The organism is Actinoplanes sp. L3-i22, assembly GCF_019704555.1.
In the GTDB taxonomy this organism is placed as follows: domain Bacteria; phylum Actinomycetota; class Actinomycetes; order Mycobacteriales; family Micromonosporaceae; genus Actinoplanes.
In genome coordinates this window covers 7,712,367-7,726,300 of sequence record NZ_AP024745.1, presented here as the reverse complement: position 1 = coordinate 7,726,300, position 13,934 = coordinate 7,712,367, and the positions used below count along the sequence as shown (strand labels likewise).

Genomic DNA, 13,934 nt, shown 5'->3' with positions numbered 1-13,934 from the left:
TTCATCCCGCCAGCTGGTCGGCGGTGTAGTAGCCGCCGTCGATCAGCACCCGTTTGTAGTTGGTGCGGTCCACGTTCACCGGCTGGAGCAGGAACGTCGGGACCACTTTGACGCCGTTGTCGTACTGCTTCTCGTCGTTGACCTCGGGCACCCCGCCGAGCAGCAGGGAGTTCGTCATCTGCACGGCCACCTTGGCGAGCTCGCGGGTGTCCTTGTAGACGGTCTCGGTCTGGGTGCCCGCGGCGATCAGTTTCACCGAGTCCAGCTCGGCGTCCTGGCCGGTGATCACGGGCATCTTCTTGTAACCGGCTTCCTGGATCGCTTCGAGGATGCCGCGGCTCAATCCGTCGTACGGTGACAGCACCGCATTCAGTGTTTTTCCGCGAAGCGGCCCGGCGAGCAGGCGCTGCATGCGTTTCTTGGCGACCGCGCCGTCCCAGCGCAGCGTCGCCACTGTCTTGAAAGCGGTCTCGCCGGAGGCAATTTTGATTCGACCCGATTTGAGGTACGGGGTGAGCACGCTCATCGCCCCGTTGAAGAAGAACGTCGCGTTGTTGTCGTCGGCCGAGCCGGCGAACAGTTCGACGTTGTCGCTGCCCCCGGTGCTGTTCAATTTGAGCGCCTTGACGATCGAGGTCGCCTGGAGCACGCCGACCTTGAAGTTGTCGAAGGTGGCGTAGTAGGTGATGTTCGGGGTGTCCCGGATCAGCCGGTCGTAGGAGATCACCGGAACCTTGGCGGTGGCGGCGCTGGCCAGCACGTCCTTGAGCGCGGTCCCGTCGATCGCGCCGACCACCAGGGCCTTCTCGCCGCCGCTGAGCATGGCTTTGATCTGGCTGATCTGCTTGTCGACGTCGTCCTCGGCGTACTGCAGGTCGGTCTTGTAGCCGAGCAGCTGGAACTGCTGCTCGATACTCTTGCCGTCGCCGACCCAGCGGGCCGACTTGGTGGTCGGCATGGCGATGCCGATGGTGCCCCGATCCGGCTGCACGACGGCCGTCTCGTCGGCACTGCTGCTGCAGCCGGCGGCCGTGACCAGCACCATCGACGCGGCGACGATCCAGCGCATGGCGCACCCCCTCGCTCCCCATGATCGGCCTTCGGGGGTGGGTGATGAGGGCTATTCCGGACCTTCGGCCACAACCTTCTTGGGAAGGGTGGCCTTCCGGTCCCGGGTGCCCGCGCTCGGCACGGCGATCGCGCTCAGCGAGCCGTCCGGGTGACGGACGTACCAGGCGGAGGTGAAGGCGGCGATGTCCAGGTCAGCGATGTCCACGACAGCACGGTCGGCAGGGGGACCGGGCCATTGAGTCACCGATCCGGTGCGAATCCGTCTCAAGATCGGGGTGTGGGTCCCGATACTGCGGATATGCGACGGTCGGCGGCGTGGTGGATCCTGGGCGGGCTGCTGCTTGTCCAGGCGGTCATCGTCACGCTCAACGACACCGGGGCGGTCGCGCTCGCTGACGGGGTGCTGGCCGGCGTGGTCGCGAACCTGGCCTATCCGCTGCCCGGGGTGCTGGTCGCGGTCCGGGTCGCCCGCACGCCCGGCCCGGACCGGATGGCCTGGGGTTTCCTTGCCGCGGGGATGCTGTCCTACGCCGCCGGCAACCTCTACTGGTACTTCCGGATCCGTCAGCTCGACCCGGAACCGCTGGTCACCGCGGCCGACGCGCTGTGGCTGATGTTCTACCCGTGCTTCGCGACCGCGCTCGTGCTGCTGCTGCGCCGGCGGCTGACCCGGCTCGGCGTGGCGGCCTGGCTGGACGGGGTGATCGCGGCCGGTGCGGTGTCGGCGCTGGTCTCGATCCCGATCCTGGCCACCGTCGAGCCGTCGCCGCAGGCCACCCTGACCGGCGTGGTGGTCAACGCGGCGTATCCGGTCTCCGACATCGTGGTGGCCGGCTGCCTGCTCGGCGCGTGGGCGCTGTGCGGGTGGCGCGCCGACCGGACGCTGGTGCTGCTGATCGCCGGGATGGGGCTGTTCGCGACCGGGGACGCGTTCAGCATGGTGCTGATCTGGCAGGGCACCGACCCGTGGCCGGCCATGCTCGAACTGACCTGGACCATCGGGCTGGCCCTGCTCGCGCTCGCCGCTGGGCTGCCGGCCCGGGAACGCCCGGTCGCCGGCGACGTCCCCAGCGTGTGGGTGAGCACCGCGGTGCCGTCCGGGCTGGCCCTGCTCTGCCTGGCGCTGCTCGTCTACGAGTCGATCAGCGACCACACCGTCCCCGACGTCAGCAGCTTCCTCGCCGGGATCGCGGTCGCCGCCGCCCTGCTGCGCATGATCCTCAGCGTGCGCAGCGCGGAGGCGCTCGGCACGGCCCGCCGCCAGGCCCGCACCGACGACCTGACCGGGCTGGCCAACCGGCGCCGGTTCGTCGAGGTGCTGGACCGGTCGCTGCCGGCCGTCTGCCCGCTCGCCGTCGCGTTCGTCGACCTGGACCGGTTCAAGGAGGTCAACGACAGCTTCGGGCACGACGTCGGGGACAGCCTGCTGCGGATGGTCGGCGAGCGGCTGCGCGCGGCGCTGCCCGACGACGTGCTGCTGGCCCGGCTCGGCGGCGACGAATTCGGGATGATCATGCCGGGGCGGGATGCGGGCGGGGCGGGTGCGGTTGTCGAGGGGATCCTCCGTACGCTCAGGGAGCCTTTTGCCTTGCCCGAAGTTGATCTGCATGTCGACGCGAGCGTCGGCGTCGCGGTCTGCCCCGACGACGGCGCCGACCGGCCCACCCTGCTGCGCCGGGCGGACGTCGCGATGTACGCGGCCAAGAACGGTCACGAGGGCCTGACGTTCGCGACCGGCCTGGACGACCAGGCGCGGGCCCGGCTGACCATGCTCGAGGAGTTGCGCACCGGTCTCGGGCGCGGCGAGCTGGTGCTGCACTACCAGCCGAAGGTCGCGGTGGCGCCGGGGCACCAGGTCGCCGGGGTGGAAGCCCTGGTCCGGTGGCAGCACCCGGAGCGCGGGCTGATCTATCCGGACATGTTCCTGTACACGGCGGAGAGCGCGGACCTGATGCGGCACATCACCGCCGCGGTGCTGGACCTGGCCTGCCGGCAGAGCCGGGCCTGGCGCGACGAGGGCCTGGCGGTGTCGATAGCGGTCAACCTCTCGGTGTCGGACCTGCGGGATCCGACCTTCCCAGCGCAGGTCGAGGAGCTCCTGGCGAGGTACGGGCTGCCGCCGCACGCGCTCGAGCTGGAGGTCACCGAGAGCGTCCTGATGACCGATGCTGATCACGCGCTGGCGCAGCTCGGCCGGCTCCGCGCGATGGGCCACAAACTCGCCGTCGACGACTACGGCACCGGCTACTCGAGCCTCAGCTACCTGCAGCTGCTCCCGGTCGACGACCTGAAACTCGACCGCGCGTTCGTGTCCCGCTGCACCACCGACCCGCGCAGCGCCGCGATCGTGCACAGCACCGTCCAACTCGCGCACAGCCTCGGCATGCGGATCATCGCGGAGGGTGTCGAGGACGCGGCCACCCTGGCCAAACTGCACGAGTACGGCTGCGACCTGGCCCAGGGCTACGGCATCGCCCGCCCGCACGACGCCACGATCACCACGGCGTGGCTGCGCTCCCAGCAGATCGCCGCCGTCGCCGCCTGACGGTTCGCCATTTTCACCCGTCGATATGGTCATGGGCGGGAGGTGCGCGATGGTTCTGTTCGATCATGCGGCGCTCGGGCGCTTGCGGCAGGCCGGTCCGGTGCATCGGGTGGAGTCCGAGGCCGGGATTCCGTTCTGGATGGTGACCCGGTGGGACGAGGCTCGGCAGGTGCTCACCGAGCCGTCGCTGTCGAAACGACAACCGGTCGACGGGCTGCCACCGGCGTTGCGGGCCGCGATGTCGACCCAGATGCTGCTCCAGGATCCGCCCGTGCATACCCGGCTGCGCAAACTGGTGTCGGCGGCGTTCACCGCCCGGCGGATCGCCGAGTTGGAGCCGCGGATCGTTCTCCTGACCGACCGGCTGCTCGACGGGCTGACCGACGGCGACCTGATCGACGGGCTGGCGTTTCCGCTGCCGTTCGAGGTGATCTGCGAGCTGCTCGGGATCCCCGCGGACGAGCGGGGTCCGTTCCGGGCGTGGTCGAACACCATCATCCTGGGGGAGTTCGGGACCGACGCGTTCACCCTGGCGATCGAGTCGATCGTGGACTACCTGCGGGAGCTGCTCGACCGGAAGCGGGCCGACCGGTCCGACGACCTGCTCGGCGCGCTGGTCGGCGCCGAATCCGCGGACGTCCTCTCCTCGGACGAGCTGGTCTCGATGGCGATCCTGCTGCTGGTGGCCGGGCACGAGACGACGGTGAACCTGATCGGGAACGCGGTCTACCTGCTGTGCCGCTGGCCGGCCCAGAAGCAGCGCCTGCTCGACGACCCGGCGCTGGTGCCCGTCGCGGTCGAGGAGACCCTGCGCCTGGCCGGGCCGTCGGCGACCACGACCTACCGGGTCACGACGAGTCCGCTGACCGTCGGCGGCACCACGATCCCGGCCGGCGAGCAGGTCCTCGTCTCGCTGCTGTCGGCGAACCGCGACGAGTCCCGCTTCACCGCCCCGGACGACTTCGACCTGAACCGGCACGACGGCGGGCACCTGGCGTTCGGGCACGGCATCCACTTCTGCCTGGGCGCCCCACTGGCCCGGCTGGAGGCCCGGGTCGCGCTGACCCGGCTGCTGGCCCGCTTCCCGGAGACCCACCTCGCCGTGCCCCCGGAGGAGCTGCGCTGGCGGACCGGCCTGCTGATGCACGGCCTGCTGGAGCTGCCGGTCCACCTGTCCGCGACCCCGGGGCGCTGACCGGGTCAGTGGTCGTCGTCGGGCCACTCGTGCGGGGTGACGGTCCAGGGCTTGTCCGGGTGGTCCCGGGTCGCCGCGTGGCCGACCGGCAGGGTGGCCAGGTCGGCGACGGCCGGGTCGGCGGCGGCGATCTGGCTGATGCAGGCCAGCACGGTGGCGCCCGGCAGGTTCGGGTCGGTGACGCCGTCACCGACCAGCCAGTCGTTCTCCTCGTCGTGGATGACGACGCGGACCGGCTCACGGCCTTCGAGGACGGTTCGCTGGACCACGACGCCGAGGCGGTCGGGGAAACGAGCGTCCGGGAACGGGAAGGCGACGTTGCGAAGGATTTGACCTGACACAACGGTTATTACTGGTGAGGGGCCCCGGAGGTTACGCGGATCCCGGCGGTCGGGCTCGCCGCCGGGATCAACGGTAGCCGTCAGCGGCTGCTGAAGGCGGCGTCGAAGGCGGCCGACGGGGCGTCGAACAGGTTCCTGCGAACGAATTCCAGCGCCGACGGGGCGCCGACGAGACGGTCCATGCCGGCGTCCTCCCACTCGACCGAGATCGGGCCGGTGTAACCGATCGAGTTGAGCGCGCGGAAGCAGCGTTCCCACGGGACGTCGCCGTGGCCGGTGGAGACGAAGTCCCAGCCGCGCCGCAGGTCAGCCCACGGGAGGTGCGAGCCGAGCCGGCCGTTGCGGCCGTTGCCGACGGCAAGCTTCACGTCCTTGCAGTCGACGTGGTAGATCCGGCCGGCGAACTCCAGGATGAAGCCGGCCGGGTCCAGGTCCTGCCAGACGAAGTGGGACGGGTCCCAGTTCAGGCCGAAGGCGGGACGGTTGCCGATGGCGTCCAGCGCGCGGCGGGTGGTCCAGTAGTCGTACGCGATCTCCGAAGGATGCACCTCGTGCGCGAAGCGCACGCCGACCTCGTCGAACACGTCGAGGATCGGGTTCCACCGGTCGGCGAAGTCCTGGTAACCGGCGTCGACCATGGCGGCGGTCACCGGCGGGAACATCGCCACGTATTTCCAGATGGACGAGCCGGTGAAGCCGACGACCGTGTCCACGCCGAGCCGGGCGGCGGTGCGCGCGGTGTCCTTCAACGCGTCGGCGGCACGCTGCCGGACGCCCTCCGGATCACCGTCGCCCCAGATCGCGGGGGAGAGGATGTCCTGATGGCGCTGATCGATCGGATCGTCGCAGACGGCCTGACCGGTCAGATGGTTCGAGATGGCGAACACCTTGAGGCCGTATTTTTCCAAGATCGATAAACGGCCTGCGACGTACGCGTCGTCGGTGGCGCCCAGGGCGACGTCGAGATGATCGCCCCAGCAGGCGATCTCCAATCCGTCGTAACCCCAGCCGGAGGCCAGCCGGCAGACCTCCTCGAACGGCAGGTCGGCCCACTGGCCGGTGAACAGCGTTACCGGGCGGCTCATGAATACTCCTGGAAGGTTTCAACGACGGCCCACGACGAGGTCTCCGCGGAGCGCGCGACCGCGTCGAGGACCAGCTGGACCTGGAGGGCGTCGGCGAACGACGGCGTCGGGTCGGTGCCGGCGGCGATCGCCTGGACCAGGTCGTGCGCCTGGTGGGTGAACGTGTGCTCGTAGCCGATCAGGTGCCCCGGCGGCCACCACGCCGCCATGTACGGATGGGTCGGCTCGGTCACCAGGATCCGGGTGAAGCCCTGCTCCTCCACCGGCTGATCGAGCGAGTAGAACTGCAGCTCGTTCATCCGCTCGAAGTCGAAGACCAGCGTCCCCAGCGAGCCGTTGATCTCCACGTGCAGGCCGTTCTTGCGGCCGGTGGCGAACCGGGTCGCCTCGTAGGTGCCGACCACCCCGTCGCCCAGCCGGGCCAGGAACAGCACGGCGTCGTCGACGGTGACCTCGCCGTGCTCCGGGGAGGACGCGGCCGCGGACAGCCCGGCGGACTCGGTGGGCAGCGGGCGGGACTTGACGAACGTCTCGGTCAGCGCGCACACCGAGGAGATCGACAAGCCGGTCACGAACTGGGTCAGGTCGACGATGTGCGCGCCGATGTCGCCCAGCGCCCCGGAGCCGGCCACCTCCCGGCGCAGCCGCCAGACCAGCGGGAACTCCGGATCCACGATCCAGTCCTGGAGGTACGACGCGCGGACGTGCCGGATCGTGCCGAGCCGGCCGGCCGCGATCATCTGCCGCATCAGCGCGACCGCGGGGACGCGACGGTAGTTGAAGCCGCACATCGCCCGTACGCCGGAATCTCTTGCGGCGGCCGCGGCCGTGACCATCTTGCGGGCCTCGGCCACCGAATTGGCCAGGGGTTTCTCGCAGAGCACGTGCTTGCCGGCGGCCAGCGCCGCGATCGCGATCTCGGCGTGCACGTCGCCCGGCGCGCAGATGTCGATCAGATCGATGTCGTCGCGGCCGATCAGCGTGCGCCAGTCGTCGGTGGAATCGGCCCAGCCGAGCCGGTCCGCGGCGGCGGCGACCGCCGACGCGGACCGGCCGCTGACCGCCTGCATCCGGACCGGCATGGGCAGGTCGTAGACGTGGTTGACCGAGCGCCACGCCTGCGAGTGCGCGGCGCCCATGAACGCGTAGCCGACCATGCCGACCCGCAGCGGTTCCGACATGAGCTCCCCTAGAAGCCGAGCTTCGCGTACTTCGAAGCGTTTTCCTTGGTGATCGTTTCGGACGCGAGCGTGATCTCTTTCGGCACCTGGAGCTCGACCAGGTCGGACATGCCCTTGCCCTGGCCGATCAGCCGGGCCAGGCTGATCGCCGACGACGCCATCGACGGGCTGTAGGTGACCGTCGCCTTGAGCACCGAGTCGTCCTTGGCGATCGCGTCGATCGCCGACTTCGAGCCGGCGCCGCCGACCATGAAGAACTCGTTGCGGTTCGCCTGCTTGATCGCGGCGAGCACCCCGATGCCCTGGTCGTCGTCGTGGTTCCAGAGCGCGTCCATCTTCGGCAGCGCCTGCAGCAGCGCGGTCGCCGCGGCCTGGCCGGAGTCCGCGGTGAACTCGGCCGGGCGCCGGTTGGCGACCTTGAAGCCGAACGCGGCGAGCGCGTCGTTGAAGCCCTTGGTGCGCTCCTGGGTGAGCTCCAGGGAGTCGATGCCGGGGATCTCGCCGATGATCGGGCTGCTCACGCCCTTGGCCTTGAGCTGCTGGCCGACGTACTGCCCGGCGGCCAGGCCCATGCCGTAGTTGTCGCCCTTGATCTGCAACCGGTACGCGGCCGCGGACGGGAACGCCCGGTCCAGGTTGACCACCGCGATGCCGGCCTTCATCGCCTCCAGCCCGGTGGCGTTCAACTCCTTGCCGTCGTGCGGGAGCATGACGATCACGTTCGGTTTCTGGGCGATCAGGGTGGACAGGGCGGCCCGCTGCGCCGCCGCGTCCGCGCCGGCCTCGACCGGGCGCAGCTCCACGTCGGAGTACGCCTGGGCCTGCGCCTTGGCGTTGTCGGTGATGGCGGCGATCCAGCCGTGGTCGGCGGCCGGGGCGGAGAACCCGATGACCACTTTCTGACCGGGTGCGGCGTTCCCGTTGCGGTCGCCGACATTCACCTGCGCGGGTGCGCCGGAGTCGTTGCTGGTGCAGGCGGTGAGCGCCAGGCCGGCGCCGGCTGCCGCGCCGCCGAGAAGGATCCGCCTACGGTTTATCGGAGACATCTCTCCTCCTGAGGAGGTTGGTGAGGGAGCGGAAACGGAACTGCTGAAGGAGCACGGCGGCCACGATGATGCCGCCCTTGACCATGTTCTGAACCTCGGTGGCGAGGTTGTTGATGGCGAACAGGTTGGTGATGGTGGAGAACACCAGCACCCCGAAGAGGGCGCCGATGATGGTGCCGCGGCCGCCGGAGAGCAGCGTGCCGCCGATGATCGCCGCGGCGATCGCGTCGAGCTCGTAGAGGTTGGCCATCGCGGCCTGGGCGCTGGTCGCCTGCGAGGTGAGCATGATCGCGGCGATGCCGCAGCACAGCCCGGAGAGCATGAACAGCAGCACGGTGTGCCGTTTGACGTTGATCCCGGCGAGCCGGGCCGCCTCCGGGTTGCCGCCGACCGCGACCGTGCGCCGGCCGAACGTGGTCCGGTTCAGCAGCACCCAGCCGGCCGCGACGACCAGCCCCAGGATCCACACCAGCAGCGGGATGCCGAGCAGCTTGGTGGTGGCGATGCTGTTGATCGTGTCGTTCGTGGAGACCTGCGTCTGCTTGCCGGAGATCTGCGCGGCCAGGCCGCGCGCCGCGACCAGCATCGCGAGGGTCGCGATGAACGAGACCAATTTTCCGTACGCGATGAGCACGCCATTGACCAGCCCGACCGCGAGCCCGACCACGAGTGCGGTGAAGACCATCCCGCCCGCGCCGTAGCTCTGCGTGGCGACCGTCGTCGCCCAGACCCCGGCGAGCGCGATGATCGCCCCGACCGACAGGTCGATCCCACCCCCGATGATCACGAAGGTCATGCCGACCGTGACCACGCCGATCCCGGACGCCTGCTGCAGGATGATCAGAAAGTTGTTCCGGACCCAGGCCGGGTCGGAGTAGAGCTCGGGCTTGGTGATGATCCCGATGAGCACCAGGATGATCAGCACCCCGACCAGGCCCAGGTTGCGGACCAGCCCCTCGTCCCACCGCTGTGGTGGCTTCGGAAGCGCCGTCTCGGCGATCATGCCGCCTCACCTTCCATCAGCGACCCCGCCATCACGCCGCCTCACCTTCCATCAGCGACCCCGCCATCACGAGGTCGAGCACGGTGTCCTCGTCCAACTCGCCGGCCGGCGCCTCGTGGATCAGCCGGCCCTCGCGCATCACCAGCACCCGGTCGGACAATCCGAGCACCTCGGGCACCTCGCTGGAGACCAGCAGCACGCCCACGCCGTCCGCGGCCAGGTCGTGGACGACCTGGTAGAGCTCGGCGCGGGCACCGACGTCGACGCCGCGGGTGGGTTCGTCGAGCAGCAGCAGCCGGGTCCGGCCGGCGAGCAGCCAGCGGCCGACCACCACCTTCTGCTGGTTGCCGCCGGACAGGGTGCGGACCGGGCGCTCGACGTCGCGCGGGCGCAGGTCCAGGGTCTCCGCGGTGCGCCGGGCGGCGGCGCGCTCGTCGCGGGCGGCGGTGAAACCGGCCCGGGCGAACCCGGCGAACGACGACAGCGTCATGTTCTTGAAGACCGGCTCGTCGAGCAGCAGGGCCTGGCTCTTGCGCTCCTCGGGCGCCATGCCCATGCCGTGCCGGACGGCGCCGCCGACGCTGGTGATCCGGTGACCGTTGAGGGTGACGGCGCCGCTGTCCGCCCGGCGCGCCCCGAAGATCGTCTCCAGCAGCTCGGAACGGCCCGAACCGACCAGGCCGGCGATGCCGACGATCTCGCCCGGGTGGACGGCGAGGCTGACCTCGGCGAACTCGCCGGCACGACTCAGGCCCCGCACGGTGAGCAGCGGCTCGGCGACCTCGCGGGCGACGCGCGGCGGGAACGCGTACTCGAAGGATCTTCCGGTCATCTTTCCGACCAGCTCCCGGGTGGGAGTGCTGGCCGGCAGGCCGGCGGCGGTGGTGCGGCCGTCCTTGAGGACCGTGACGCGGTCGCCGATGTCGCGGATCTCGGCCAGCCGGTGGGAGATGTAGACGACGGCGATGCCGTTCGCGGTCAGGTCGCGGATGATCCGGAACAGGTTCTCGACCTCGTCGTGGGCCAGGACGGCGCTGGGCTCGTCCATCACGATCAGCTTCGCGTCGTGCGACAGGGCGCGGGCCATGCTGACGATCTGCTTGCCGGCGGCCGGGAGGTCCTTGATCAGGCGCCGGGGCGGGATCTCCGGGTGACCGAGTTTGGTCAGGATCGCGCGGGTGTCGGCGGCGGCGTTGCGGCGCCTGGTGAAACCGAACCGGCTCTGCTCGTGCCCGAGGAAGACGTTCTCCGCCACCGACAGGTCGTCGACCAGGTCCAGCTCCTGGTAGATGGTGGCGATCCCGGCGCGCATCGCGGCCTGCGGGCTGGCCGGGGCGAACGGCTCGTCCTGCCAGAGGATCTCGCCGGAGTCGGCGTGGTGGACCCCGGCCAGCACCTTGATCAGGGTGGATTTGCCGGCGCCGTTCTGCCCCAGGAGGCAGTGCACTTCACCTTCAAAGACCTCCAGGTGTACGCCGTCGAGCGCGCGCACCCCGGGGAAGGTCTTCACCACATCTGTCAGTCGCAGGATCGACCGACCTGGGTCGTCGCTCATGGCACCTGCTCGAACGCCGCGTCGCTGGCCAGCACGGCCGCGCCGGTGACCCCCGCGCGGCCGCTCAGCTCGGAGAGCACGACCGGCAGATTGCCGGTGGCCAGCGGCAGCGAACGCCGGTAGACCACGCTGCGGATCTCGGCCAGCAGCACGTGGCCGAGCTGCGCCAGCCCGCCCCCGATGACGATCATCGACGGGTTGGCGAAGCTCACCAGGGCGGCCAGCACGCCACCGACCCGGCGCCCGCCCTCGCGGATGAGTTTGATGCAGACCACGTCGCCCTCGGCCGCGCCGTCCGCGACATCCTTGGCGTTGAGCTTGGTGCTCTTGGCCAGGCGCTCGGCCAGCGCGGGGGAGGCGCCCGAGCGGGCCGCGGCCAGGGCGTCGCGGGCCAGCGCGGCGCCGCTGAAGACCGCCTCCAGGCAACCGGAGTTGCCGCACGAGCAGGTCGGGCCGTTCGCGTCGACCTGGATGTGCCCGATGTCGCCGGCGCACCCGTCGACACCCCGGTAGACGCCGCCGCTGAGGTGGATGCCGCAGCCGATGCCGGTGCCGATCTTCACGAACAGGAAGTCGTCGACCGAACGCGCCACCCCGCCGTGCCGTTCGCCGACCGCCATGATGTTCACGTCGTTGTCGACCACGACCGGGCAGCCGTGCTCGCGGGCGAGCAGCTCGCGGACCGGATAGCGGTCCCAGCCCGGCATTATCGGCGGCGACACCGGCACGCCGTCGCGGAAACTCACCGGGCCCGGCACACCGATCCCGATGCCGTCCAGCCGGTCGTAGACGCCCTCGGCGCGGGCCTTGGCGAGCAGCTCGCCGACGCGGTGCAGGATCGGTTTCGGTCCTTTGCGGATGTCCGCCGGCTCCCGATAGGCCGCCAGCGTCTCCAGCCGCCCGTTGACGACCTCGACGTCGATCGAGCCGGCACCGAGATCCACCGCCGCGAACCGCAGCCGCGGGTGGATCTCGACCAGCGTCGACCGGCGTCCACCACGGGACGCGGCCATCCCGGCCTCGGTGACGAAACCGGCCTTGATCAGGCGCTCTATCTCGCTGGTCAGTCTCGGGCGGGTCAGCCCGAGCCGATCACCGAGCTCGGCCCGGGAGACCGCGCCGTCGTCCCGGAGCGCACGAAGAATCGATAACACGAAACGCACCTCACTATCCGTGCTGTGTTCGCCGTCACGTTAGGACCCTTCCGTCGGCGTGGTCCATAGCTTCGTTCTCTTTGGACCTAACTTTTGTCGCTCCGTGCAAAAGTTCGGCGCAAGGTCTCCCGTGGACAGCCCTCCTGCGCGCCGCCGGCTCCGCCCCACCCGGCGTCACTTCATCCCTCGGTACGGCCATCAGCTCCCACCCCCACACAAGTCCCGCGCAGCCCCCGCCCGACGCCGCGCAGCCCCCGCGCAGCCCTCGCGCAGCCCCCGCGCAGCCCTCGCGCAGCCCCCGCGCAGCCCTCGCGCAGCCCTCGCGCAGCCCTCGCGCAGCCCTCGCGCAGCCCTCGCGCAGCCCTCGCGCAGCCCTCGCGCAGTCCCCGCGCGGTCCCCGCGCAGCCCTCGCGCGGTCGCCGCGCAGCCGCCGCGGCGCGCCCCGGCTGCGACCGCGCGGCCCGCTCACGGCTGGCGCTGGGGTTGTCTCGCGGGCGAATGCAGCCGTTCGGCGTCAGCCGGGGCCCGCCAACCCCGGGGTAGCAAGGCCGGGCAGGACAGCCCGGGCAGGACAGCGGGGGGCCTGCCGGCGAGGCCGCAGCCGGTTGCCGGGATTGCCGCGCGGCGTGCTCTCGGCCGACGGGCTGCCCCGGGCGTGGTGGGGCTCAGGCGGTGACGTGGATGCCCGTCAATCGCTCGGACAGCGCCCAGATGCGGGTGGCCGCGGCCGGGTCGGCGATGTTCCGATAGGGCTTCTGCTCGGCGGGGGCGCCGGTCAGATGGAACGGCCCGGACGGGCCGTAGAGGGCGCCCCCGGCGGCGAGCGGACTGGTCGCCGCGAACAGCGCGGGCAGCACACCCTCCTCAACGGTCTGCGCGAGAACGCCGAAGCGGGACAGGAAACGGATGACCCGCACCTGCGGGGTGTCGCCAGACCGGCCCATCTCCGGGTGGGCGGCGAGCAGATTGGTGGCCGCGATGCCGGGGTGCGCGACGTTGCTGATGATGCCCCAGCCCTCGGCGCGGCTGCGCCGGTCGAGCTCCATCGCGACCAGCGCGCCGGCGATTTTCGAGCTGCTGTAGGCGCGGTTCGCACGGTATCTCCGGGCGGACTGGAGGTCGTCCCAGTTCACCCCGAACGAGTTGGCGCCGAACGACGTCTGCGTGGTGACCCGGGCCCGCCCGGCCCGCAGCAGCGGCAGCAGCCGGGTGATCAGCGCGAAGTGACCCAGGTGGTTGACCGCGAACTGCAGCTCGAAACCGTCCGCCGACTCCTGGCGCGACGGCGGGTTCATCACCCCGGCGTTGCTGATCAGGATGTCGATCGGCCGCCCGTCGGCGAGCAGCTGCCCGGCGAACGTCTCCACCGACCGCAGCGAGGCCAGGTCGAGCGACTGGACGGTGAGCCGCGCGCCGGGGACAAGGGAGCGGATCCGGTCGGCGGCGGCCCGGCCCTTGACCGCGTTCCGCACCGGCATGACCACCTCGGCACCGGCCGCGGCCAGCCGCTGGGCTAAGAGGAGACCGAGGCCGTCACTGGCCCCGGTGACGACGGCGAGCTTGCCGGACTGGTCGGCGACGGTGATGTCTGCCCTGGTGCGCGCCATGATGATGACCCCTCGATGCGTCGGCGGAAAGGTGACGCATCGACTGTCACAGCTTTCGCCGGCCGCATGAAGAGAGCGTTTATCCCAGGAGCGACGCTCCCTGGCAGCGCGGCGAGCCGCGGGTCAGGATGGCGGCGTCACACAGCGAGCC

The 13,934-nt window shown here is 70.6% G+C and carries 12 protein-coding genes; 2 read left to right on the top strand and 10 right to left on the bottom strand.

The window, feature by feature from the left end; translation table 11 throughout:
• Position 1 precedes the first annotated feature (1 nt).
• Both chvE and L3i22_RS34770 read right to left on the bottom strand, forming a co-directional pair.
• Positions 2-1,069, bottom strand: coding sequence for a multiple monosaccharide ABC transporter substrate-binding protein (gene chvE / locus L3i22_RS34775; protein WP_221321722.1), 1,068 nt, complete (start codon positions 1,067-1,069; stop codon positions 2-4).
• A gap of 51 nt (positions 1,070-1,120) precedes the next feature.
• Complete coding sequence (locus L3i22_RS34770) at positions 1,121-1,276, bottom strand: hypothetical protein (RefSeq protein ID WP_221321721.1); 156 nt, start codon at positions 1,274-1,276, stop codon at positions 1,121-1,123.
• A 93-nt stretch (positions 1,277-1,369) separates the two neighbouring features.
• On the opposite strand from L3i22_RS34770, the gene L3i22_RS34765 reads away from it, so the two are divergent.
• Both L3i22_RS34765 and L3i22_RS34760 read left to right on the top strand, forming a co-directional pair.
• Positions 1,370-3,616: a bifunctional diguanylate cyclase/phosphodiesterase gene (locus L3i22_RS34765; protein ID WP_221321720.1), complete on the top strand. Its 2,247-nt coding sequence runs from the start codon at positions 1,370-1,372 to the stop codon at positions 3,614-3,616.
• Positions 3,617-3,665: 49 nt separating this feature from the next.
• A complete protein-coding gene (locus L3i22_RS34760) occupies positions 3,666-4,811 on the top strand; it encodes a cytochrome P450 (protein WP_221321719.1) in 1,146 nt (381 codons plus the stop codon).
• A gap of 5 nt (positions 4,812-4,816) precedes the next feature.
• On the opposite strand, the gene L3i22_RS34755 is transcribed toward L3i22_RS34760, so the two are convergent.
• From L3i22_RS34755 to L3i22_RS34720, 8 genes are all read right to left on the bottom strand, one after another.
• On the bottom strand, positions 4,817-5,152 hold the full coding sequence (locus tag L3i22_RS34755) for a hypothetical protein (protein WP_221321718.1): 336 nt from the start codon (positions 5,150-5,152) through the stop codon (positions 4,817-4,819).
• A gap of 80 nt (positions 5,153-5,232) precedes the next feature.
• Complete coding sequence (locus L3i22_RS34750) at positions 5,233-6,237, bottom strand: sugar phosphate isomerase/epimerase (RefSeq protein ID WP_221321717.1); 1,005 nt, start codon at positions 6,235-6,237, stop codon at positions 5,233-5,235.
• Positions 6,234-7,418, bottom strand: a complete 1,185-nt coding sequence (locus L3i22_RS34745) for a Gfo/Idh/MocA family protein (protein WP_221321716.1) — start codon at positions 7,416-7,418, stop codon at positions 6,234-6,236. The genes L3i22_RS34750 and L3i22_RS34745 overlap by 4 nt, the downstream gene beginning before the upstream one ends.
• Before the next feature lie 8 nt (positions 7,419-7,426).
• On the bottom strand, positions 7,427-8,464 hold the full coding sequence (locus L3i22_RS34740) for a substrate-binding domain-containing protein (protein WP_221321715.1): 1,038 nt from the start codon (positions 8,462-8,464) through the stop codon (positions 7,427-7,429).
• A complete protein-coding gene (locus L3i22_RS34735; protein WP_221321714.1) occupies positions 8,445-9,467 on the bottom strand; it encodes an ABC transporter permease in 1,023 nt (340 codons plus the stop codon). Before L3i22_RS34735 ends, L3i22_RS34740 begins: the two co-directional genes overlap by 20 nt.
• 31 nt (positions 9,468-9,498) lie before the next feature.
• Positions 9,499-11,022, bottom strand: a complete 1,524-nt coding sequence (locus L3i22_RS34730; RefSeq protein WP_221321713.1) for a sugar ABC transporter ATP-binding protein — start codon at positions 11,020-11,022, stop codon at positions 9,499-9,501.
• Positions 11,019-12,176 (bottom strand): ROK family transcriptional regulator, encoded by a 1,158-nt coding sequence (locus tag L3i22_RS34725; RefSeq protein ID WP_255657388.1) that lies wholly within the window; start codon positions 12,174-12,176, stop codon positions 11,019-11,021. The genes L3i22_RS34730 and L3i22_RS34725 overlap by 4 nt, the downstream gene beginning before the upstream one ends.
• Positions 12,177-12,841: 665 nt before the next feature.
• Positions 12,842-13,783 carry an SDR family oxidoreductase gene (locus tag L3i22_RS34720; RefSeq protein WP_221321711.1) on the bottom strand — a complete coding sequence of 314 codons (942 nt, stop codon included), beginning with the start codon at positions 13,781-13,783 and terminating at the stop codon, positions 12,842-12,844.
• Positions 13,784-13,934 lie beyond the last annotated feature (151 nt).

What these genes read in the sequence shown, in the direction of transcription:
- L3i22_RS34745 (WP_221321716.1), bottom strand. Translation starts at nt 7,418, where the DNA reads ATGTCGGAACCGCTGCGGGTCGGCATGGTCGGCTACGCGTTCATGGGC.
- L3i22_RS34720 (WP_221321711.1), bottom strand. Translation starts at nt 13,783, where the DNA reads ATGGCGCGCACCAGGGCAGACATCACCGTCGCCGACCAGTCCGGCAAG.
- L3i22_RS34735 (WP_221321714.1), bottom strand. Translation starts at nt 9,467, where the DNA reads ATGATCGCCGAGACGGCGCTTCCGAAGCCACCACAGCGGTGGGACGAG.
- L3i22_RS34750 (WP_221321717.1), bottom strand. Translation starts at nt 6,237, where the DNA reads ATGAGCCGCCCGGTAACGCTGTTCACCGGCCAGTGGGCCGACCTGCCG.
- L3i22_RS34760 (WP_221321719.1), top strand. Translation starts at nt 3,666, where the DNA reads ATGGTTCTGTTCGATCATGCGGCGCTCGGGCGCTTGCGGCAGGCCGGT.
- chvE (WP_221321722.1), bottom strand. Translation starts at nt 1,069, where the DNA reads ATGCGCTGGATCGTCGCCGCGTCGATGGTGCTGGTCACGGCCGCCGGC.
- L3i22_RS34730 (WP_221321713.1), bottom strand. Translation starts at nt 11,022, where the DNA reads ATGAGCGACGACCCAGGTCGGTCGATCCTGCGACTGACAGATGTGGTG.
- L3i22_RS34740 (WP_221321715.1), bottom strand. Translation starts at nt 8,464, where the DNA reads ATGTCTCCGATAAACCGTAGGCGGATCCTTCTCGGCGGCGCGGCAGCC.
- L3i22_RS34765 (WP_221321720.1), top strand. Translation starts at nt 1,370, where the DNA reads ATGCGACGGTCGGCGGCGTGGTGGATCCTGGGCGGGCTGCTGCTTGTC.